Origin of the sequence: Rickettsia endosymbiont of Gonocerus acuteangulatus (assembly GCF_964026435.1) — a bacterium.
Lineage (GTDB): Bacteria > Pseudomonadota > Alphaproteobacteria > Rickettsiales > Rickettsiaceae > Rickettsia.
This window is the reverse complement of sequence record NZ_OZ032147.1, coordinates 1,475,575-1,494,740: the sequence shown is the minus strand read 5'-3', so window position 1 is coordinate 1,494,740 and position 19,166 is coordinate 1,475,575. Positions and strand designations below refer to the sequence as shown.

Below are 19,166 nucleotides of genomic sequence, written 5' to 3'. Positions count from 1 at the left end.
ATATTTATGCTTTTAAATTTTGATCTCAGTAATTACTTACTTAATTTTATTGTTTTTTTACTGGTTATAATCTCAATTAAAATCATTACTGCTAAAGATTTATTGGAAGCAATAATATATAGCTCAGCATTTAGCTTATTAATTGGTGTATCTTATTTACTAATGGATGCACCGGATGTTGCAATGACTGAAGCAGCCCTTGGAGCGTGTCTATCAACCTGCGTATATCTAAATTTATTACGAAAATTACCCTCTAATTTAAAAATAATCCAAAAAACTAGAATTATTTCGGCAAGCTTAATATGTTTGTTGTTTGTGGTAACTCTTACTTACATGGGGCTTGAACTGCCAGATTATGGTGATGAACATGCCCTGCTCCACACACATCTAACTAAATATTACTTAGAAAATACTAGTAAGGATATTGGAATACCATCTTTTGTAGCAGCCATTTTAGCTAGCTATCGTGGGTATGATACCTTAGGCGAAACTAGCGTAATTTTAATTGCCGGAATTTCTGTGTTGCTAGTATTTTCAAGAAAAAATGATGTAGAACACAGTATGCAATACAATATCCCCTGGTCAGGTCATAGGATGACAAAAATAACAAAAAACATCTCTATTTTTATAGTACCTTATATAATCCTATATAGCTTGTATATTCAGCTTAATGGTGAATCCTCACCTGGAGGCGGATTTCAAGCGGGTGTTATATTTGCCTCCTCTCTTATTGCTTATGATCTAGTATATGGTAACCAAAAATTAAATCGATATTTTTCAGTAAATACGCTAATAATTATTGCTGCTTTAGGTGTTATGATATGCGGATTTACCGGTATGATATCGCTATTTTTTAATGATAATTATTTAAACTATTATTCTCTAGCAAACTTTGTTAACGATAGTCTAACTGCTCAACATATAGGAATATTTGCTGTAGAGATAGGCATAGGCTTAACAGTTTCTGCTATTATGTACTCAATTTACAACTCATTTAACAATTGTGAATAGCTTGTTTTTATTAATCAAACGTGAATTTATTCTGCAGAATCGTATTAATAATATGATTAAATATCTGATGATATTTTTTCTATTTTGTATTATTAGCACTACTTTAATCAACAACCATGAAGATATTAAGAAATTCGGCTTAATCTTTTCGGTAATTTGTTTGTTAATTTCGTTGATTTGTTTTTCTTCTATTATATTTAAGTCTGATTTAGAAGATGGAAGCTTAGAATTAATGTTATCTATTGTTAATCCAACTAAAATAGTACTAGCTAAATTTTTTGCGATATTTATAAGTAGTACGATAGGGATAATTTTAACACTACCTATTATCTATGTTTTTTTCAGCCAAACCTTGCTAGAAATAATATTTTTCTTTTTCAGCGTCTGGCTTGTAATAATTTTATCAAGCAGTTTAGTAGTGTTATCGGGTAGTATGCAAAGCTATTTTAAGATTAATGCTAATTTTATCGGCATATTTATTATGCCTTTGCTAATTCCCAGTATTATAATGACGGGGTTAGTGCTACAAGATAATAATTTACAATTAATTTTCATTATGATAGGTATTAATTTAGTAATTTTACCTATTTCATTTGTTTTAAGTTCATATTTAATCAGAAATATTTACAGCATAACATGATTATTTTCTTTATTTTTACTAGCAGAATAGTATAAGATAAGATAATAAATTTTTTTGAGAAAATAATATGTGGCAAGCTTTACGAAGGTTAATTGCAGCTAATCCTATGGGGGGGTTTTTATGGAGTCTTATTACTAAATGGTATATAATGATAGCCGTTGCATCATTAATTGTATTATTTTATGTAGTAAAAGGACTTGAGAAAATCGGCTTTATAGACTATTTTGGCAGAACAACAGTTGAGATATTAGACACTAGTAAAGCTATTGCTCAAAATTGTACTGTAAAACTTGGTCCTGACTGGGATCACTTAGTCAACTTTTGGAATTGCTTAGGTGATCCAGGAAGATATGAAGTTAGAGAAGAAGAGACAGAAGAGACTAAATTAGAGCATGATGTAATAGAACTTCTTCCTGATAAACCAGGTACTACAGTTCCTGAACCGAGTAATCCTTATGATAATGGTAATAATACGAATACAAACTAAATATGTCAGATACTGAAGATACTAACAATGATAACAAAGTAGATTTTGAAGATCACTCTAAAACCTCACGTCGTGATTTCATGGTCTTAACAGCTAGTAGCGTTGCAGCAGTTGGAGCTGCATGTACGCTTTGGCCTCTTATTGATTCTTTAAACCCTTCAGCTGATGTTCTTGCCTTATCATCAATCGAAGTTGATTTATCAAATATTGCCGTAGGTCAAACAGTTACAGTTAAATGGCAAGGAAAGCCGGTATTCATTACTAACCGCACTCCAGATAAGATTGCTGAAGCAAGGGCTGTAAAAATGTCAGAGCTTATTGATCCCGAAGAAGATCAAGCTCGTGTAAAAGCTGGGCATGATAATTGGTTAGTAACAATTGGTATCTGTACACATTTAGGTTGCGTACCCCTTGCAAATCAAGGTGATTATGACGGCTGGTTCTGCCCGTGCCATGGTTCACAATATGATTCATCAGGTAGAGTAAGAAGAGGTCCTGCACCTTTAAATTTAGTAGTACCGCCCTACACTTTTATTAGCGACAAAAAAATTAGAATCGGGTAATTATTTATGAGCGACAACATTACCCCAAAAGCTGAAAAGACTAATGCTATTATAGATTGGATAGACTATCGTTTGCCAGTCTTCTCTTTTCTAAAGCATTTTAGCTATTATCAAACTCCAAAAAATCTTAGTTATTTGTGGAATTTAGGCTCTATTGCCGGCATTGCGTTAGTAATTCAGATAATTACCGGTATTATACTTGCAATGCATTATACGCCGCATGTTGATCATGCTTTTGATAGCGTTGAAAAAATCATGCGTAATGTTAATTATGGCTGGTTACTGCGTTATACTCATGCTGTTGGTGCCTCAATGTTTTTCGCAGCCGTATATTTACACATAGCAAGGGGGCTATATTATGGCTCGTACAAAGCCCCAAGGGAACTACTGTGGCATATCGGTATAATCATTTTCCTAACCATGATGGCTACTGCTTTTATGGGCTATGTGCTACCTTGGGGACAAATGAGCTATTGGGGTGCAACAGTTATTACTAATCTATTCTCAGCTATTCCATTAATCGGTAAATCGATTGTTACATGGTTGTGGGGTGGTTTTTCGGTGGATAACCCAACGTTAAACAGATTCTTTTCGCTACATTATTTATTGCCGTTTATTATCGTTGCTCTTGTAATGCTGCATTTAGTCGCTCTGCATCAACATGGTTCGAATAATCCGAAAGGTATTGATATCAAAAGTCCTAAAGATACGATTCCATTTCACCCTTATTATACTGTTAAGGATTTTGTTGGTTTCGGGGTTTATTTCATAATATTTGCCTATTTTATTTTTTATAAGCCGAATTATTTAGGGCATCCGGACAATTACATTCCTGCAAACCCGCTAGTTACACCTGCTCATATTGTACCTGAATGGTATTTCTTGCCGTTTTATGCAATATTGCGTGCTGTGCCGTCTAAACTCGGTGGCGTACTACTAATGTTTGGCAGTATATTTGTGTTATTCTTATTACCTTGGCTAGATACTTCAAAGGTAAGAAGTGCCAACTATAGACCAATATATCGTATTGCTTTTTGGATATTTATGGCAGATTGCTTATTACTTGGTTATTTAGGCAGGCAACCGGCAGAAGAGCCATATATTACCATTAGCCGTTTTGCTGTTTGTTATTACTTCTTCCATTTTCTAGTAGCCTTGCCATTGATTGGTAAGTACGAAAAACCATTGCCACTACCGGAGGAGAGTTGTAAAGTTATGAAAGAAGTCAGATAATTGTCATTGCGAGCGATTGTAAGGAGCGTGGCAATCTCAGGAAATTGGAAAACGTCATTGCGAGGAAAGGCATAGCAGAGGGCGGAGGCAATCTTATAAAGCATTCTAAAATTGTTTCGGTATTGTTGTGTGGCTCTGATTTCATCCCGTGGCTTGTGGGAACTAGATCTAGTTAAAAATACAAATATAAAAGCTCGATTTATCTCGCTTTATGCTGGATTCCCGCCTACGCGGGAATGACATAGAAGCCGTACAACAACCTAGGACAAGCCACGGGATGACACCGCAGGAACGGATATGACTTTACATATAAATTTTAAAACACTATGAAAACTAAACTACTCACTTCTATCATCATAATATTAACCTCTGCTTTAAGCTTAGCCAATGAGGAAGCGTTACACCCCAAAAAGATGAAATGGCATTTTGAGGGCTTACGTGGTAGTGTTGATCGTGAAGCCGCACAAAGAGGTTTTCAGGTCTATAAAGAAGTATGTAGCGTTTGCCACAGCTTAAGCAATCTATATTATCGTAATCTTAAGGATATTGGCTTTTCTGAAGAAGAGATCAAAGAAATTGCTAAAAATTATACAGTAAAGGATGGTCCGAATGATGATGGTGAGATGTTTGATCGCCCTGCTCTTCCATCTGATCGTTTTGTATCGCCTTATCCAAATGAGCAGGCAGCAAGAGCCGCTAATAATGGTGCTCATCCGCCTGATTTATCTTTAATAATAAAAGCTCGTCATGAAGGAGCGAATTATGTATATTCACTACTTACCGGTTATGCCGAGCCACCTGCAGGGTTCAAGCTAATGAATGGTGCTCACTATAATCCATATTTTCCAGGGGGGCAGATAGCAATGCCCCCTCCTCTAACGGATGGGCAAGTAACTTATATGGACGGCACTAACGCAAGTGTTGAGCAAATGAGCCACGATGTTGCAGTATTCTTACAATGGGCAGCTGAACCGGAAATGGAACATCGTAAATCTATGGGCCTTAAAGTTATGATGTTTTTAGTAGCGTTTACTATATTCTTCTATATTGCCAAAAACCGCATCTGGTCGAATTTGAGATAGTGGTTAATGTCATTTATACCTGAATAAAATATAACATTTTTTTTAAAATGTCCGGTACTATTGTTACAAAGACGACATAGCCAATTTTCCAAATAAAACTTCGTCTACCAACTCTTCAAAACTTACGCTATGTTTGGTTCTAAATATCGTAAAGATGGAGAACGCAGCTGTTGTTGCATATAGTCATCTAAAAGCCCTAACTTTATTTGGTAAACCGTTTTACCGATTGTATTTGCAGTCCTTTTGAGAAATGCCCAAACTAAAAATGCCCAACTAATATGATTACGTTGAATACGCTGTTTCCTGCATTGACAACGTTCTATCCCAGTAAGTTGCTTAATTTCTCTGTGCATGCTCTCAATTACCCATCGAAAGCCACACTCATCTTGTGCAGCTTTAGAAGATTTGTGAGTTTTGTTATTGGTAACAACATACTCAACTCTGTTGGTAGAAACAGTAAATTTAAACAAATTAACATGCTTATTTTTAGCAAAGCCTTTTATATGAATCTCTACTCCATGCCTGATCTCTTCATCTGAAAATGTCAACTCTTTTACAGCTTTATAAGGTTTAGAATCGTGTGTTTTACTAACGTTTCTATTGGCTTTAATAGGGGCATAATAATATTTCCCCAGAGAGTCAACATGTTGCATAATTTTGTGTGTAGAATATAGCATAAATCATTAAGATACTGACAATTTAATAGTATTAAAAACAGCATCATAAAATGTTTCAAAATCTCCTACAACTTTCCTAATTTCATTTTTTATCTTAAACCAGTAATGCTCTATAGGATTTAAATCAGGAGAGTAAGTTGGTAAATACAATATGGTACAACCAACGGATTCAATGAACTCTTTAACTTTAGAATTTTTATGAAAATTAATGTTATCCATAATAACGGTTTGCCCAGGTTATAATTCTGTAATTAATACATCCCTAATATAAGTTTTAAAGACCTCTGTATTACAATTACCTTCAAATATTACAGGAGCAATAAGATTACCATTACAAAGACCAGCTATCATACTTATTCTAAATTTATGTTGATACACCTTTTCTCCATAACACCTTTGTCCTATAATTGTCATTGCTAAAATAAAAGGGACCAGTAAATTGCACGAAAAAGGGACCAGAGAAGTTGGTGTGACCTAATAAGGTTAATGTGCAATATTCACTAGATAATTGTCATTGCTAAAATAAAAGGGACCAGTAAATTGCACGAAAAAGGGACCAGAGAAGTTGGTGTGACCTAATAAGGTTAATGTGCAATATTCACTAGATAATTAAGCAAGTAAATATCTAGTGATACAATGATAAGAATAAATATGTATACAACAATTATCACCCTTTATAAACAAGGCAATAGTCAAAGGAATATTGCCAAACTAACAAGAACAGACCGCAAAACAGTACGAAAAATAATAAACCGCTATGTAGAGGCTGGTACAGAATCCCCAGCAATCTATGAACGATCTTCAGTTTTGGATTTTTGGCACAAAAAAATAATTGAGTTATTAGAAAAAAATCTGAGTTACATAAGAATTTTTGAGGAGTTAAAAAATCAAGGTTATACAAGCAGTTATACTTCTTTGACCCGTTATATCAAAAAATATAAAATTAAGGATAACAGTTGCATTCGTTTTCATACTTTAGCAGGAGAGGAAGCACAAGTAGATTTTGGTGACATAGGCTTACAGTATAATTCTAAAGGGCGTAGAGTTAAAGCATATGTATTTAATATGCGTTTAAGCTATAGTCGCCTTGATTATTATGAAGTAGTGTTTGATCAAAGTTGTCAAACATGGATTCAATGTCATATCAATGCATTTAATTATTTTGCTGGTAGTCCAAAAGTAATAAAACTTGATAATCTTAAAGCTGGAGTAGTAGATGCCAATTTTTATGAGCCAGTATATCAGAAGGAATATAAGTGCTTAGCCGATCATTATGGAATTTTACTTTCTCCTTGTCGAGTGTATCAACCGCAAGAAAAAGGCAAAGTTGAGTCGGGAATAAAATACGTTAAAAATAATTTTTTTGCTGGTCGTAAATTTGATAGATATGAAGAATTAACAAATGGTCTTGCAAATTGGTTAAATAAGGCCAATAGCCGAATACATGGTACTACTAAGAGAATACCTAGAGAACTGTTTGAGCAAGAGGAAAGAAGTAGTTTGATTCCTTTACCATTAGAAACTTTTGATTTGTCATCTTGGCATAATCGAAAAGTAGCAAAAGATTGTCATATTACCATAGATAATAATTATTACTCTGTACCAGCAAAATATATATACAGTGAGGTAATGGTACAATTGTCCCCAAAACTTGTTCAAATATTTTCTATACAAAATGATTTAATAGCAAGACACGTTAGAACAGAGGGCAAGGGGATATTTACCACTAATCCGTCTCATTATGCTAAATACAAACGTCTATGCCCAGGTTTTATAGAATATAGTGAACATTATCAACAACAAATGCAGCAGATAGGGAATAATTGCAGTTTATTATTAGAATCATTACAACAAACAAGAGTGAATGATTGGCAACGTTGTGCACGAGGTATCATTTCTTTACGTAAGGTTTACAATGATGACTTAATAGATAAAGCCTGTCATAGAGCACTACATTATGGTATAAGTTCTTACTCTAAAATTAAGAATATTTTAAATAGTAATGCAGTAAACTTACCATTACCAGAGTTTGGAGGTAATAATGCAGAACTTATTTAATGACCTACGAAGCTTTAGATTATCAGGTATAGTCAATAGTTTAAATGAAAGGATTATTTATGCTCAAAATAATAAACTAGGATTTAAAGAATTTCTATCACTATTATGTGAAGATGAAAAATCTAACCGTAAGGATAATAATTACCGTCGCCGTAAAAGTGCTGCTAAATTGCCGGTAACTAAAAATTTAGAAGACTTTGATTTTAATTTCCAACCAAGTGTTGATGCCAAAGTAATAAGTGATTTATCAACTTGTGATTATATTAATACTAAGGGAAATGTAATATTCATAGGTGATTCAGGAACTGGGAAAACTCATCTTGCCATTGGGCTAGCATTAAAAGCTTTAACACGAGAATACTCTGTATATTTTACTACGGTATCGGATATGCTTTATAATTTACATATTGCAAGAGCAGATAATAGTTATCACAAAAAGGTTAAATTACTCCTATCGTTTGATTTATTAATTCTTGATGAGCTCGGGTTTAAGCAATTGCCAAAACATTCAGTAGAAGACTTTTTTAATATTATTGCTAAACGATATGAAAATAAATCTACCATTATTACCACAAACAAGGATTTTGAAAAATGGAATGAAATATTTGCTGATGAAGTATTAACTCATGCAATTATTGATCGAGTGGTACATCATGCTCATATACTAAACATAAAAGGTAAAAGTTATCGTATTAATAACTATAAATCTGGAGGTAATATGGCATAAAAATTTTTAAATATAGTGGTTCCTTTTTCGTGCAATTTACTGGTCCCTTTTTAATTGACAATGACAATAATTAAGCAAGTAAATATCTAGTGATACAATGATAAGAATAAATATGTATACAACAATTATCACCCTTTATAAACAAGGCAATAGTCAAAGGAATATTGCCAAACTAACAAGAACAGACCGCAAAACAGTACGAAAAATAATAAACCGCTATGTAGAGGCTGGTACAGAATCCCCAGCAATCTATGAGCGATCTTCAGTTTTGGATTTTTGGCACGAAAAAATAATTGAGTTATTAGAAAAAAATCTGAGTTACATAAGAATTTTTGAGGAGTTAAAAAATCAAGGTTATACAAGCAGTTATACTTCTTTGACCCGTTATATCAAAAAATATAAAATTAAGGATAACAGTTGCATTCGTTTTCATACTTTAGCAGGAGAGGAAGCACAAGTAGATTTTGGTGACATAGGCTTACAGTATAATTCTAAAGGGCGTAGAGTTAAAGCATATGTATTTAATATGCGTTTAAGCTATAGTCGCCTTGATTATTATGAAGTAGTGTTTGATCAAAGTTGTCAAACATGGATTCAATGTCATATCAATGCATTTAATTATTTTGCTGGTAGTCCAAAAGTAATAAAACTTGATAATCTTAAAGCTGGAGTAGTAGATGCCAATTTTTATGAGCCAGTATATCAGAAGGAATATAAGTGCTTAGCCGATCATTATGGAATTTTACTTTCTCCTTGTCGAGTGTATCAACCGCAAGAAAAAGGCAAAGTTGAGTCGGGAATAAAATACGTTAAAAATAATTTTTTTGCTGGTCGTAAATTTGATAGATATGAAGAATTAACAAATGGTCTTGCAAATTGGTTAAATAAGGCCAATAGCCGAATACATGGTACTACTAAGAGAATACCTAGAGAACTGTTTGAGCAAGAGGAAAGAAGTAGTTTGATTCCTTTACCATTAGAAACTTTTGATTTGTCATCTTGGCATAATCGAAAAGTAGCAAAAGATTGTCATATTACCATAGATAATAATTATTACTCTGTACCAGCAAAATATATATACAGTGAGGTAATGGTACAATTGTCCCCAAAACTTGTTCAAATATTTTCTATACAAAATGATTTAATAGCAAGACACGTTAGAACAGAGGGCAAGGGGATATTTACCACTAATCCGTCTCATTATGCTAAATACAAACGTCTATGCCCAGGTTTTATAGAATATAGTGAACATTATCAACAACAAATGCAGCAGATAGGGAATAATTGCAGTTTATTATTAGAATCATTACAACAAACAAGAGTGAATGATTGGCAACGTTGTGCACGAGGTATCATTTCTTTACGTAAGGTTTACAATGATGACTTAATAGATAAAGCCTGTCATAGAGCACTACATTATGGTATAAGTTCTTACTCTAAAATTAAGAATATTTTAAATAGTAATGCAGTAAACTTACCATTACCAGAGTTTGGAGGTAATAATGCAGAACTTATTTAATGACCTACGAAGCTTTAGATTATCAGGTATAGTCAATAGTTTAAATGAAAGGATTATTTATGCTCAAAATAATAAACTAGGATTTAAAGAATTTCTATCACTATTATGTGAAGATGAAAAATCTAACCGTAAGGATAATAATTACCGTCGCCGTAAAAGTGCTGCTAAATTGCCGGTAACTAAAAATTTAGAAGACTTTGATTTTAATTTCCAACCAAGTGTTGATGCCAAAGTAATAAGTGATTTATCAACTTGTGATTATATTAATACTAAGGGAAATGTAATATTCATAGGTGATTCAGGAACTGGGAAAACTCATCTTGCCATTGGGCTAGCATTAAAAGCTTTAACACGAGAATACTCTGTATATTTTACTACGGTATCGGATATGCTTTATAATTTACATATTGCAAGAGCAGATAATAGTTATCACAAAAAGGTTAAATTACTCCTATCGTTTGATTTATTAATTCTTGATGAGCTCGGGTTTAAGCAATTGCCAAAACATTCAGTAGAAGACTTTTTTAATATTATTGCTAAACGATATGAAAATAAATCTACCATTATTACCACAAACAAGGATTTTGAAAAATGGAATGAAATATTTGCTGATGAAGTATTAACTCATGCAATTATTGATCGAGTGGTACATCATGCTCATATACTAAACATAAAAGGTAAAAGTTATCGTATTAATAACTATAAATCTGGAGGTAATATGGCATAAAAATTTTTAAATATAGTGGTTCCTTTTTCGTGCAATTTACTGGTCCCTTTTTAATTGACAATGACACTATAATGCTCCATCCATACTCTTTGCAAGCATTATCCTCTATTCCAGATTCATCAAGATATACTAATTTGTCTTTTGTGATGGTTTGTATCTTTGCTATAAATTCATTTCTTAATTTAATATCTCTTTTCGGATGAAAATGAGTTTTTTTATAGCTATAGCCAAGTTTTCTGATTTGTCTTAAAATAGTTACAGATGCAATATTACCCCATTGCTTTGCTAACTCCTTTGATGTTTTATTCATATTAGCTTTAAAAAATTCTTTAAAAGATTCTGAATCTTTTATCTTATGACTATGTCCTTTCTGATAACCAGTTACTGCTTCTAAAGTACCTTGCTTATCTTTTAATTTTTTCCATTTATATATAGTATCACGACTTACATTAAATAATTTACTTACCTTACTTATTCGTATCCCTGCTTCTACAGCTTTTATAACTCTTAGTCTTAGTTCTATTGCATATGCTCGTGCCATATCTCTTTACATGCTTGTTAATATTTGCTTATTATAACATGATACTCTCGCTCTGTCAGTACCTTAATGACTTATGCTATATAATTGAAATTAGTATTTCTCAAAAAATAAACCAGCTAGAAGAAAATACAACTGACCTACCAACGATATATGCAAGTATACAAGATATTATAAATTGTAATAACAATACTAAAGCAAAATTAATCGATTTACAAAATCGTCTTAATGAAATAATTGATGCCCAGCAAGAAGTACATAATTCTGAAGTATTAGGCGGTGTACTGCCGGAGTACAGGGAATTTGGTGAGGTAATTTAATATTAAAATATATTTCTGTTTCCGTCATTGCGAAGAGGCATTGCCTGCGTGGATCAATTTTTCCTCTGTCATCCCGTGGCTTGGGAACTAGATCCAGTAGTTTTTTATTATAACCTTAATTTATTATCAATTTTTAATAAAGAGATAGTTATGGTTAAAGCACTTGTTCAAACAATGGTAGAATTATGGTATGGACCTATGAAAATTTTATAAACGCAATAAAAGAACGAAACGAAGAAAAAGCACTTAGATTTATTAATGAAATAAATTCAAAAGAACTCAATAAAGCTAGTGATAATGGCTACACAACTTTAATGTCGGTTGCTAATAAGGGGTTATATACAGTTTGTGAAAGGCTTGCTTCTAAAATGACATATGAAGTTATCAATCAAGTTAATAATAGTGGTAATACGGCATTAAGTTTAGCTAAGGATAAAAATATATGTAATTTGTTATGTGATATAAGTTTTCAAAAACTCAAAGATAAATTAACAAAACTTACGCTATGTTATAGCAAATATGCTAAAAACTCTTATTACACAGCAATGTTTTATAGTGAAGCACTTCATAATATCCCTTAATTCATGGGCATTATATCAAACATAGCGTAAGTTTTGTTAAATGATAAAATTAAGAAAATAACTATAGATCAGGATCAAATAAAAGAAGCTGCGGATAATATTTGGGACGCCGCTAATTCTATTATTTGTAGGGAATATATAAGAGAAATAGAAAATCTTGTAAAACCACTTTTGGATCATCCTACAAAAGTAGAATTTTTTAAGATAGAGGCACAAGCTAAAGAATTAATAAAACAACAAAATCAAGAGCATGCTAAATTAAAAGAGCAATTAAAAGCACAAGAGGATAAGTATTATAGCATAAGTCATTAAGGTACTGACAGAGCGAGAGTATCATGTTATAGTAAGCAAATATTAACAAGCATGTAAAGAGATATGGCACGAGCATATGCAATAGAACTAAGACTAAGAGTTATAAAAGCTGTAGAAGCAGGGATACGAATAAGTAAGGTAAGTAAATTATTTAGTAAGTCGTGATACTATATATAAATGGAAAAAATTAAAAGATAAGCAAGGTACTTTAGAAGCAGCAACTGGTTATCAGAAAGGACATAGTCATAAGATAAAAGATTCAGAATCTTTTAAAGAATTTTTTAAAGCTAATATGAATAAAACATGTATGAATATTGGTGCACTGGTGGATAATAAAGAGTCAAAAGATTATTTTAGTGCTGAATAACTCCAAGAGAGCTACAACAGTTACCAATGGTTTTTTAAGAAAGATAAAAACTCTTCCAAATAGTGTGAGAAAGACTATTACTATGGATAATGGCAAAGAGTTTGTGGGGCATGTTGCCTATAGACTATCTGGGTTTCAAACTTTCTTTTGTGATCCATACCGCCCTAGACAAAAAGCATTAGTGGAAAAAATGAATTCTATGATTCATAGAATTTTACCTAAAAATACAGATATTACTACCGTTACACAAAGAGGTCTTGACAATGTTGCTGAGATTTTAAATAACATGCCAAGAAAGATTTTTGGTTATAAAACCCCCAATGAAATTTGGGCAGAAAATGGCTCTGTCCAAATAAGTGTGGGAATTTCTCAAAGGTTATATAAAATATAATATAACAAAAGGAGAAATTATATGCACCAAAAACAAAATGAAGCAATGAATCAAGCGATAGATTTATTAATAAATAATGATACAGATATATTAACATTACTTAAAGAGGATGGTTTATTAAAGCAATTAACCAAACGGCTTGTAGAGAAGGCATTGCAGTCAGAGATGAATAATCACTTAGGATATGATAAATATTGTCATACTGATAGTGATAATGTTCGTAATGGTAAGAATGTAAAGAATCTAGTAACAAATAATGGAGTTATAGAGATTGAGGTTCCAAGGGATAGAAGTAGTACATTTGAACCTGCATTAATTCCAAAGCGTCAAAGACGTATTGAAGGATTTGATGATAAAATAATATCGTTATACGCTAAAGGAATGAGCTTATCTGATATTAAGATTCAAATGCAAGAATTGTATGGAGCTGACGTTAGCGAAAGTTTGATAAGTCAAATTACTGATGATGTAATTGAGGATGTCAAGATATGGCAAAGCCGACCATTGGATCGAGTATATGCTATAGTATTTTTTGACTGTTTAGTAGTAAAAGTACGTCAAGATAAACGAATTATCAATAAGTCTGTATATGTAGCATTAGGTATTGATTTATCTGGCAGGAAGGATATTTTAGGATTGTGGATCAGTGAAAATGAAGGAGCAAAATTTTGGCTTGGTAATTTTACTGAGATGAAGAACAGAGGTATGCAAGACATGCTTATTGCTTGCAGTGATAATTTAACCGGTATGTCTGAGGCGATAGAGGCAGTTTTTCCGAAAACCGAACATCAATTATGTATTGTACATCAGATTAGAAATAGTTTAAAATATGTATCATATAAAGACCGAAAAGAATTAGCGGCTGATTTAAAGCCTATTTATACTGCTAGCACAGAGGAAGAAGCACATCTTGCTTTAGAATCTTTTGAAGCTAAATGGAGTAAACAGTATCCACAAATTGCTAAATCTTGGTATGTTCATTGGGAAAATTTAATGGTTTTTCTAGGATACCCTGAGGCGATAAGGAAAGTAATATACACAACAAATAGTGTAGAATCTGTCAATAGCCAATTACGTAAGGTTACCAAGAATAAACGGGTTTTTCCAAATGATAATGCCGTTTTTAAGACCTTATATTTGGCAATTGATTATATGACCAAGAAATGGGCTATGCCGATTCCAAACTGGAACGCAGCTATGGCTCACTTTTTGATAAAATTTGAAGGTAGAATTTAAGCCCTATGAAAAATTTACACACTTAATTAGAAAGACTCCAGAAAATTTATAGGTTTTGTTCTACTTAGTCCTTGCATTTTCACTTTAATACTGTATCAATTTTTATCCGTTGCTCTGTATCATTTTACTTCCGTTGCTAACACAAGCTATTATCTTCTATCCCAGACTCATCGATAAATACTAAATCTTGTTTATCTATAGTTTTTAGTTTCAATATAAACTCATTCCTTAGACCAATATCCCTTTTGGGATGAAGAAAAGTTTTTTTTATAACTATAACCTAATTTATTAAGCAATCTTGATATCGTACTTGCAGATACTTTTTGACTCCAGTTATTAGCTAGCTCCATGGTGGTTTTATCAAAATTTAATTCTATAAATTTTTTAAATCCCTCTATGTCTCTTATTATTCTACGATGTCCTGTATGATAACCACTTTTTGCTTTGACATCCCCAGTTTGTTTCTTTAATTTTTTCCACTCTATTATAGTCTTCCTACTAATAGAGTATATCTCTGAAGTCTCTTTTATTGTTTTACCATCTGTTAAACTTTTTATTACTCGTATTCTTAAATCGTATGAATATGCCTTTGCCATAAGTTTTTCATTTAGTATAATCCAACTCATACTATAAGTCACTACCTTATCGCATTAAGCTATACCTGCATTGTTATAGTAGCGCCGCCTATCTTACGATCATTTTTTATATAAGTAGCATAAAAAGCTTTGACTAAAGAGCTGGGATTAATACTGAAATGTTTATAAAAATGCTTATCCTCATACAATAAAACTGCTTCTATAAAGCTTTGCGGTACTTCATCAAGCGGAGTAAATATCCGATATTTATCATCTTTAGAAAGGAAGATACGCATTAACTCACCATTTCTATCAAATACTCTTTGCGAGAAACTTACCTTTTCAAGCAGAGGAGTAGGAGGAATAGCAAAGTATAATATTATACCGCTAATTATTGTAATAAGGAATAGCTTAGTTTTAAAGGACAAAATAATAGCCTATATAAAAATACATCATTGTGTCATTGTCAATTAAAAAGGGACCAGTAAATTGCACGAAAAAGGAACCACTATATTTAAAAATTTTTATGCCATATTACCTCCAGATTTATAGTTATTAATACGATAACTTTTACCTTTTATGTTTAGTATATGAGCATGATGTACCACTCGATCAATAATTGCATGAGTTAATACTTCATCAGCAAATATTTCATTCCATTTTTCAAAATCCTTGTTTGTGGTAATAATGGTAGATTTATTTTCATATCGTTTAGCAATAATATTAAAAAAGTCTTCTACTGAATGTTTTGGCAATTGCTTAAACCCGAGCTCATCAAGAATTAATAAATCAAACGATAGGAGTAATTTAACCTTTTTGTGATAACTATTATCTGCTCTTGCAATATGTAAATTATAAAGCATATCCGATACCGTAGTAAAATATACAGAGTATTCTCGTGTTAAAGCTTTTAATGCTAGCCCAATGGCAAGATGAGTTTTCCCAGTTCCTGAATCACCTATGAATATTACATTTCCCTTAGTATTAATATAATCACAAGTTGATAAATCACTTATTACTTTGGCATCAACACTTGGTTGGAAATTAAAATCAAAGTCTTCTAAATTTTTAGTTACCGGCAATTTAGCAGCACTTTTACGGCGACGGTAATTATTATCCTTACGGTTAGATTTTTCATCTTCACATAATAGTGATAGAAATTCTTTAAATCCTAGTTTATTATTTTGAGCATAAATAATCCTTTCATTTAAACTATTGACTATACCTGATAATCTAAAGCTTCGTAGGTCATTAAATAAGTTCTGCATTATTACCTCCAAACTCTGGTAATGGTAAGTTTACTGCATTACTATTTAAAATATTCTTAATTTTAGAGTAAGAACTTATACCATAATGTAGTGCTCTATGACAGGCTTTATCTATTAAGTCATCATTGTAAACCTTACGTAAAGAAATGATACCTCGTGCACAACGTTGCCAATCATTCACTCTTGTTTGTTGTAATGATTCTAATAATAAACTGCAATTATTCCCTATCTGCTGCATTTGTTGTTGATAATGTTCACTATATTCTATAAAACCTGGGCATAGACGTTTGTATTTAGCATAATGAGACGGATTAGTGGTAAATATCCCCTTGCCCTCTGTTCTAACGTGTCTTGCTATTAAATCATTTTGTATAGAAAATATTTGAACAAGTTTTGGGGACAATTGTACCATTACCTCACTGTATATATATTTTGCTGGTACAGAGTAATAATTATTATCTATGGTAATATGACAATCTTTTGCTACTTTTCGATTATGCCAAGATGACAAATCAAAAGTTTCTAATGGTAAAGGAATCAAACTACTTCTTTCCTCTTGCTCAAACAGTTCTCTAGGTATTCTCTTAGTAGTACCATGTATTCGGCTATTGGCCTTATTTAACCAATTTGCAAGACCATTTGTTAATTCTTCATATCTATCAAATTTACGACCAGCAAAAAAATTATTTTTAACGTATTTTATTCCCGACTCAACTTTGCCTTTTTCTTGCGGTTGATACACTCGACAAGGAGAAAGTAAAATTCCATAATGATCGGCTAAGCACTTATATTCCTTCTGATATACTGGCTCATAAAAATTGGCATCTACTACTCCAGCTTTAAGATTATCAAGTTTTATTACTTTTGGACTACCAGCAAAATAATTAAATGCATTGATATGACATTGAATCCATGTTTGACAACTTTGATCAAACACTACTTCATAATAATCAAGGCGACTATAGCTTAAACGCATATTAAATCTCTTTTGGGTATATTCCCCGCCGCTTGCGGCGTAATATGGCGGAATGAGCAAATATATACATAAAAGTCATAATGTTACGGTACTGCTGTATCACATGGTATTTCCAGCAAAATATCGCCGAGCAGTGTTTGACGTATCAGTTGATCAAGTATTACGAGAAATATGTTTAGAGATAGAAAAGAGATATCAAATAAAATTTTTAGAAATAGGGGTTGATGAAGATCATGTCCATTTTTTGGTACAATCTGTACCAACCTATAGCGTAACAAAAATAGTAACAACAATTAAAAGTGTTACAGCTCGTCAAATATTTAGACAGTGTCCACAGGTAAAGAAACAATTATGGGGTGGAGAATTTTGGACTGATGGATATTTTACGAGTACGGTAGGTAAGCATGGAAATGAGAATATGATAGGAAAATACGTAAAAAACCAAGGCAAGGAATATCAGAAACTGCATGAGGATCATCAGCTAGCTTTCTTCTAAAATACCCCGCTGCTTGCGGCGGGGATTACTTTTATTACATATGCTTTAACTCTACGCCCTTTAGAATTATACTGTAAGCCTATGTCACCAAAATCTACTTGTGCTTCCTCTCCTGCTAAAGTATGAAAACGAATGCAACTGTTATCCTTAATTTTATATTTTTTGATATAACGGGTCAAAGAAGTATAACTGCTTGTATAACCTTGATTTTTTAACTCCTCAAAAATTCTTATGTAACTCAGATTTTTTTCTAATAACTCAATTATTTTTTCGTGCCAAAAATCCAAAACTGAAGATCGTTCATAGATTGCTGGGGATTCTGTACCAGCCTCTACATAGCGGTTTATTATTTTTCGTACTGTTTTGCGGTCTGTTCTTGTTAGTTTGGCAATATTCCTTTGACTATTGCCTTGTTTATAAAGGGTGATAATTGTTGTATACATATTTATTCTTATCATTGTATCACTAGATATTTACTTGCTTAATTATCTAGTGAATATTGCACATTAACCTTATTAGGTCACACCAACTTCTCTGGTCCCTTTTTCGTGCAATTTACTGGTCCCTTTTATTTTAGCAATGACAATTGTAAAGATTTGTAAGATTTATTGCGTGGTTCATTCTCCCCCGTCATTCCGTGATTTATTCAATAGTACCCGGCAGTTTAAAAAAATGTTATATTTTATTCAGGTATAGGTGACCTTATATGTCATTCCCGCGTAGGCGGAAATCCAGGGTAAAGCGAGATATATCAAGCTTTTAGTTTTAAAAACTTGTTTTATTTATGTTTTTTTATTATTGGATTACCGCCTCCGCGGGAATGACACCGAGGATGCTTTTCGAACTATCCAAACAAACCTTAAGCAAGGAAGATATAACAATAACTATACAACATTATAAAGCATTTTTTCAAGTTCCTCTAAACGTTGTTCTATTCTTTCAATATTTTCTTCTGTTGCGGGGTTTTCTAATAAATGTGCAAAACTTCGTCTTTGAGAATATTTATCTCTTTTTCAACGAGATCTAACGTAATATTGTTGATGGTTTTTTTATTTTGATTTGACATTTGATGACTCCCGAATAATTAAAACCACCAAATTATATAATTTTGGTGGTCGGGGCGTTCAAAAAACTGCCTAAGATCAGTCATAATAGCTTTTAGGTTTAAGGTTTACACCTTAAACCTTGAACATGACTATTATCACCCCAACCATAGCAGTCGAGGTTTGTATCATTTTATGGTTGATACTGCCCATCTTGGGTTTGGGTTTTTGAAGTCCCAGAATAACATTAACTATTCCGGTTACGATTCTATATATGACTACTAAAAAGTCAATAAATTTATAAGTTGAATGTAATTTCCGCTTTTGTCACACTAGGGC

General features: G+C 32.5%; 23 protein-coding genes and 2 pseudogenes. 17 read left to right on the top strand and 8 right to left on the bottom strand.

Translation table 11 applies throughout. The features are described from left to right. Positions 1-6 precede the first annotated feature (6 nt). From AAGD55_RS09245 to AAGD55_RS09220, 6 genes are all read left to right on the top strand, one after another. Entirely contained in the window at positions 7-1,011 is a 1,005-nt protein-coding gene (locus tag AAGD55_RS09245) for a DUF4040 domain-containing protein (RefSeq protein ID WP_341791254.1), read from the top strand. Continuing rightward, a complete protein-coding gene (locus tag AAGD55_RS09240) occupies positions 1,004-1,651 on the top strand; it encodes a heme exporter protein CcmB (RefSeq protein ID WP_341791253.1) in 648 nt (215 codons plus the stop codon). The genes AAGD55_RS09245 and AAGD55_RS09240 overlap by 8 nt, the downstream gene beginning before the upstream one ends. 67 nt (positions 1,652-1,718) lie before the next feature. Then, the gene (locus AAGD55_RS09235; protein WP_341791252.1) at positions 1,719-2,138 is read left to right on the top strand and encodes a DUF2670 domain-containing protein; all 420 of its coding nucleotides are present in this window, start codon (positions 1,719-1,721) and stop codon (positions 2,136-2,138) included. A 2-nt stretch (positions 2,139-2,140) separates the two neighbouring features. After that, positions 2,141-2,701 carry a ubiquinol-cytochrome c reductase iron-sulfur subunit gene (gene petA, locus AAGD55_RS09230; protein ID WP_341791251.1) on the top strand — a complete coding sequence of 187 codons (561 nt, stop codon included), beginning with the start codon at positions 2,141-2,143 and terminating at the stop codon, positions 2,699-2,701. 6 nt (positions 2,702-2,707) lie between these two features. After that, positions 2,708-3,934 carry a cytochrome b/b6 gene (locus AAGD55_RS09225; RefSeq protein ID WP_341791250.1) on the top strand — a complete coding sequence of 409 codons (1,227 nt, stop codon included), beginning with the start codon at positions 2,708-2,710 and terminating at the stop codon, positions 3,932-3,934. A 326-nt stretch (positions 3,935-4,260) separates the two neighbouring features. Continuing rightward, positions 4,261-5,016 (top strand): cytochrome c1, encoded by a 756-nt coding sequence (locus tag AAGD55_RS09220; protein WP_341791249.1) that lies wholly within the window; start codon positions 4,261-4,263, stop codon positions 5,014-5,016. Positions 5,017-5,138: 122 nt separating this feature from the next. On the opposite strand, the gene AAGD55_RS09215 is transcribed toward AAGD55_RS09220, so the two are convergent. Both AAGD55_RS09215 and AAGD55_RS09210 read right to left on the bottom strand, forming a co-directional pair. Next, the gene (locus tag AAGD55_RS09215; protein WP_341791248.1) at positions 5,139-5,693 is read right to left on the bottom strand and encodes a transposase; all 555 of its coding nucleotides are present in this window, start codon (positions 5,691-5,693) and stop codon (positions 5,139-5,141) included. Positions 5,694-5,699: 6 nt separating this feature from the next. Continuing rightward, positions 5,700-6,104 (bottom strand): annotated as a pseudogene (locus AAGD55_RS09210) (IS630 family transposase); the annotation flags it as partial. A 240-nt stretch (positions 6,105-6,344) separates the two neighbouring features. Between AAGD55_RS09210 and istA (AAGD55_RS09205) the strand changes: the two are divergent. The 4 genes from istA (AAGD55_RS09205) to istB (AAGD55_RS09190) all read left to right on the top strand — a co-directional run bounded on the left by istA (AAGD55_RS09205) (position 6,345) and on the right by istB (AAGD55_RS09190) (position 10,724). Continuing rightward, entirely contained in the window at positions 6,345-7,751 is a 1,407-nt protein-coding gene (gene istA / locus AAGD55_RS09205) for an IS21 family transposase (protein ID WP_341791247.1), read from the top strand. Further along, positions 7,735-8,478: an IS21-like element helper ATPase IstB gene (gene istB, locus AAGD55_RS09200; protein WP_341790851.1), complete on the top strand. Its 744-nt coding sequence runs from the start codon at positions 7,735-7,737 to the stop codon at positions 8,476-8,478. The genes istA (AAGD55_RS09205) and istB (AAGD55_RS09200) overlap by 17 nt, the downstream gene beginning before the upstream one ends. A 112-nt stretch (positions 8,479-8,590) precedes the next feature. Beyond that, complete coding sequence (gene istA / locus AAGD55_RS09195) at positions 8,591-9,997, top strand: IS21 family transposase (RefSeq protein ID WP_341790850.1); 1,407 nt, start codon at positions 8,591-8,593, stop codon at positions 9,995-9,997. Next, on the top strand, positions 9,981-10,724 hold the full coding sequence (gene istB / locus AAGD55_RS09190) for an IS21-like element helper ATPase IstB (RefSeq protein ID WP_341790851.1): 744 nt from the start codon (positions 9,981-9,983) through the stop codon (positions 10,722-10,724). Before istA (AAGD55_RS09195) ends, istB (AAGD55_RS09190) begins: the two co-directional genes overlap by 17 nt. On the opposite strand, the gene AAGD55_RS09185 is transcribed toward istB (AAGD55_RS09190), so the two are convergent. Next, positions 10,690-11,265: an IS630 transposase-related protein gene (locus tag AAGD55_RS09185; RefSeq protein ID WP_341791246.1), complete on the bottom strand. Its 576-nt coding sequence runs from the start codon at positions 11,263-11,265 to the stop codon at positions 10,690-10,692. The genes istB (AAGD55_RS09190) and AAGD55_RS09185 overlap by 35 nt on opposite strands. 38 nt (positions 11,266-11,303) lie before the next feature. Here AAGD55_RS09185 and AAGD55_RS09180 point away from each other — a divergent pair, with 38 nt between their 5' ends. The 6 genes from AAGD55_RS09180 (at position 11,304) to AAGD55_RS09155 (ending at position 14,469) form a co-directional block, all read left to right on the top strand. Further along, positions 11,304-11,582 carry a hypothetical protein gene (locus tag AAGD55_RS09180; protein WP_341791245.1) on the top strand — a complete coding sequence of 93 codons (279 nt, stop codon included), beginning with the start codon at positions 11,304-11,306 and terminating at the stop codon, positions 11,580-11,582. A gap of 185 nt (positions 11,583-11,767) precedes the next feature. Further along, positions 11,768-12,163 (top strand): hypothetical protein, encoded by a 396-nt coding sequence (locus AAGD55_RS09175; protein WP_341791244.1) that lies wholly within the window; start codon positions 11,768-11,770, stop codon positions 12,161-12,163. A 33-nt stretch (positions 12,164-12,196) separates the two neighbouring features. Continuing rightward, positions 12,197-12,475 (top strand): hypothetical protein, encoded by a 279-nt coding sequence (locus tag AAGD55_RS09170; RefSeq protein WP_341791243.1) that lies wholly within the window; start codon positions 12,197-12,199, stop codon positions 12,473-12,475. Between the two features lie 63 nt (positions 12,476-12,538). Beyond that, on the top strand, positions 12,539-12,640 hold the full coding sequence (locus tag AAGD55_RS09165) for an IS630 transposase-related protein (RefSeq protein WP_341791242.1): 102 nt from the start codon (positions 12,539-12,541) through the stop codon (positions 12,638-12,640). 152 nt (positions 12,641-12,792) lie between these two features. After that, positions 12,793-13,233, top strand: coding sequence for an IS30 family transposase (locus AAGD55_RS09160; protein ID WP_341791241.1), 441 nt, complete (start codon positions 12,793-12,795; stop codon positions 13,231-13,233). A 21-nt stretch (positions 13,234-13,254) separates the two neighbouring features. Beyond that, the gene (locus tag AAGD55_RS09155) at positions 13,255-14,469 is read left to right on the top strand and encodes an IS256 family transposase (RefSeq protein ID WP_341791240.1); all 1,215 of its coding nucleotides are present in this window, start codon (positions 13,255-13,257) and stop codon (positions 14,467-14,469) included. A gap of 221 nt (positions 14,470-14,690) precedes the next feature. On the opposite strand, the gene AAGD55_RS09150 is transcribed toward AAGD55_RS09155, so the two are convergent. The 4 genes and pseudogenes from AAGD55_RS09150 to istA (AAGD55_RS09135) form a co-directional block, all read right to left on the bottom strand. Then, complete coding sequence (locus AAGD55_RS09150) at positions 14,691-15,095, bottom strand: helix-turn-helix domain-containing protein (protein WP_341791052.1); 405 nt, start codon at positions 15,093-15,095, stop codon at positions 14,691-14,693. A gap of 32 nt (positions 15,096-15,127) precedes the next feature. Continuing rightward, a pseudogene (locus AAGD55_RS09145) lies at positions 15,128-15,472 on the bottom strand (transglycosylase domain-containing protein); the annotation flags it as partial. A 96-nt stretch (positions 15,473-15,568) separates the two neighbouring features. After that, positions 15,569-16,312 (bottom strand): IS21-like element helper ATPase IstB, encoded by a 744-nt coding sequence (gene istB / locus AAGD55_RS09140; RefSeq protein WP_341790851.1) that lies wholly within the window; start codon positions 16,310-16,312, stop codon positions 15,569-15,571. Next, complete coding sequence (gene istA, locus AAGD55_RS09135; RefSeq protein WP_341791239.1) at positions 16,296-17,348, bottom strand: IS21 family transposase; 1,053 nt, start codon at positions 17,346-17,348, stop codon at positions 16,296-16,298. Before istA (AAGD55_RS09135) ends, istB (AAGD55_RS09140) begins: the two co-directional genes overlap by 17 nt. Between istA (AAGD55_RS09135) and tnpA the strand changes: the two genes are divergently transcribed. Then, positions 17,341-17,784 (top strand): IS200/IS605 family transposase, encoded by a 444-nt coding sequence (gene tnpA / locus AAGD55_RS09130; protein ID WP_341790826.1) that lies wholly within the window; start codon positions 17,341-17,343, stop codon positions 17,782-17,784. The two genes, istA (AAGD55_RS09135) and tnpA, sit on opposite strands and share 8 nt — an antisense overlap. On the opposite strand, the gene AAGD55_RS09125 is transcribed toward tnpA, so the two are convergent. Beyond that, positions 17,781-18,227 (bottom strand): helix-turn-helix domain-containing protein, encoded by a 447-nt coding sequence (locus AAGD55_RS09125; RefSeq protein WP_341791238.1) that lies wholly within the window; start codon positions 18,225-18,227, stop codon positions 17,781-17,783. The two genes, tnpA and AAGD55_RS09125, sit on opposite strands and share 4 nt — an antisense overlap. Positions 18,228-19,166: the final 939 nt, after the last annotated feature.

What these genes read in the sequence shown, in the direction of transcription:
- istB (WP_341790851.1), top strand. Translation starts at nt 9,981, where the DNA reads ATGCAGAACTTATTTAATGACCTACGAAGCTTTAGATTATCAGGTATA.
- AAGD55_RS09125 (WP_341791238.1), bottom strand. Translation starts at nt 18,227, where the DNA reads ATGTATACAACAATTATCACCCTTTATAAACAAGGCAATAGTCAAAGG.
- AAGD55_RS09245 (WP_341791254.1), top strand. Translation starts at nt 7, where the DNA reads ATGCTTTTAAATTTTGATCTCAGTAATTACTTACTTAATTTTATTGTT.
- petA (WP_341791251.1), top strand. Translation starts at nt 2,141, where the DNA reads ATGTCAGATACTGAAGATACTAACAATGATAACAAAGTAGATTTTGAA.
- AAGD55_RS09185 (WP_341791246.1), bottom strand. Translation starts at nt 11,265, where the DNA reads ATGGCACGAGCATATGCAATAGAACTAAGACTAAGAGTTATAAAAGCT.
- tnpA (WP_341790826.1), top strand. Translation starts at nt 17,341, where the DNA reads ATGAGCAAATATATACATAAAAGTCATAATGTTACGGTACTGCTGTAT.
- istB (WP_341790851.1), bottom strand. Translation starts at nt 16,312, where the DNA reads ATGCAGAACTTATTTAATGACCTACGAAGCTTTAGATTATCAGGTATA.
- AAGD55_RS09225 (WP_341791250.1), top strand. Translation starts at nt 2,708, where the DNA reads ATGAGCGACAACATTACCCCAAAAGCTGAAAAGACTAATGCTATTATA.
- AAGD55_RS09175 (WP_341791244.1), top strand. Translation starts at nt 11,768, where the DNA reads ATGGTATGGACCTATGAAAATTTTATAAACGCAATAAAAGAACGAAAC.
- AAGD55_RS09180 (WP_341791245.1), top strand. Translation starts at nt 11,304, where the DNA reads ATGATACTCTCGCTCTGTCAGTACCTTAATGACTTATGCTATATAATT.
- AAGD55_RS09215 (WP_341791248.1), bottom strand. Translation starts at nt 5,693, where the DNA reads ATGCTATATTCTACACACAAAATTATGCAACATGTTGACTCTCTGGGG.
- AAGD55_RS09150 (WP_341791052.1), bottom strand. Translation starts at nt 15,095, where the DNA reads ATGAGTTGGATTATACTAAATGAAAAACTTATGGCAAAGGCATATTCA.
- istA (WP_341791247.1), top strand. Translation starts at nt 6,345, where the DNA reads ATGTATACAACAATTATCACCCTTTATAAACAAGGCAATAGTCAAAGG.
- AAGD55_RS09165 (WP_341791242.1), top strand. Translation starts at nt 12,539, where the DNA reads ATGGCACGAGCATATGCAATAGAACTAAGACTAAGAGTTATAAAAGCT.
- AAGD55_RS09235 (WP_341791252.1), top strand. Translation starts at nt 1,719, where the DNA reads ATGTGGCAAGCTTTACGAAGGTTAATTGCAGCTAATCCTATGGGGGGG.
- istA (WP_341790850.1), top strand. Translation starts at nt 8,591, where the DNA reads ATGTATACAACAATTATCACCCTTTATAAACAAGGCAATAGTCAAAGG.
- AAGD55_RS09220 (WP_341791249.1), top strand. Translation starts at nt 4,261, where the DNA reads ATGAAAACTAAACTACTCACTTCTATCATCATAATATTAACCTCTGCT.
- AAGD55_RS09155 (WP_341791240.1), top strand. Translation starts at nt 13,255, where the DNA reads ATGCACCAAAAACAAAATGAAGCAATGAATCAAGCGATAGATTTATTA.
- istB (WP_341790851.1), top strand. Translation starts at nt 7,735, where the DNA reads ATGCAGAACTTATTTAATGACCTACGAAGCTTTAGATTATCAGGTATA.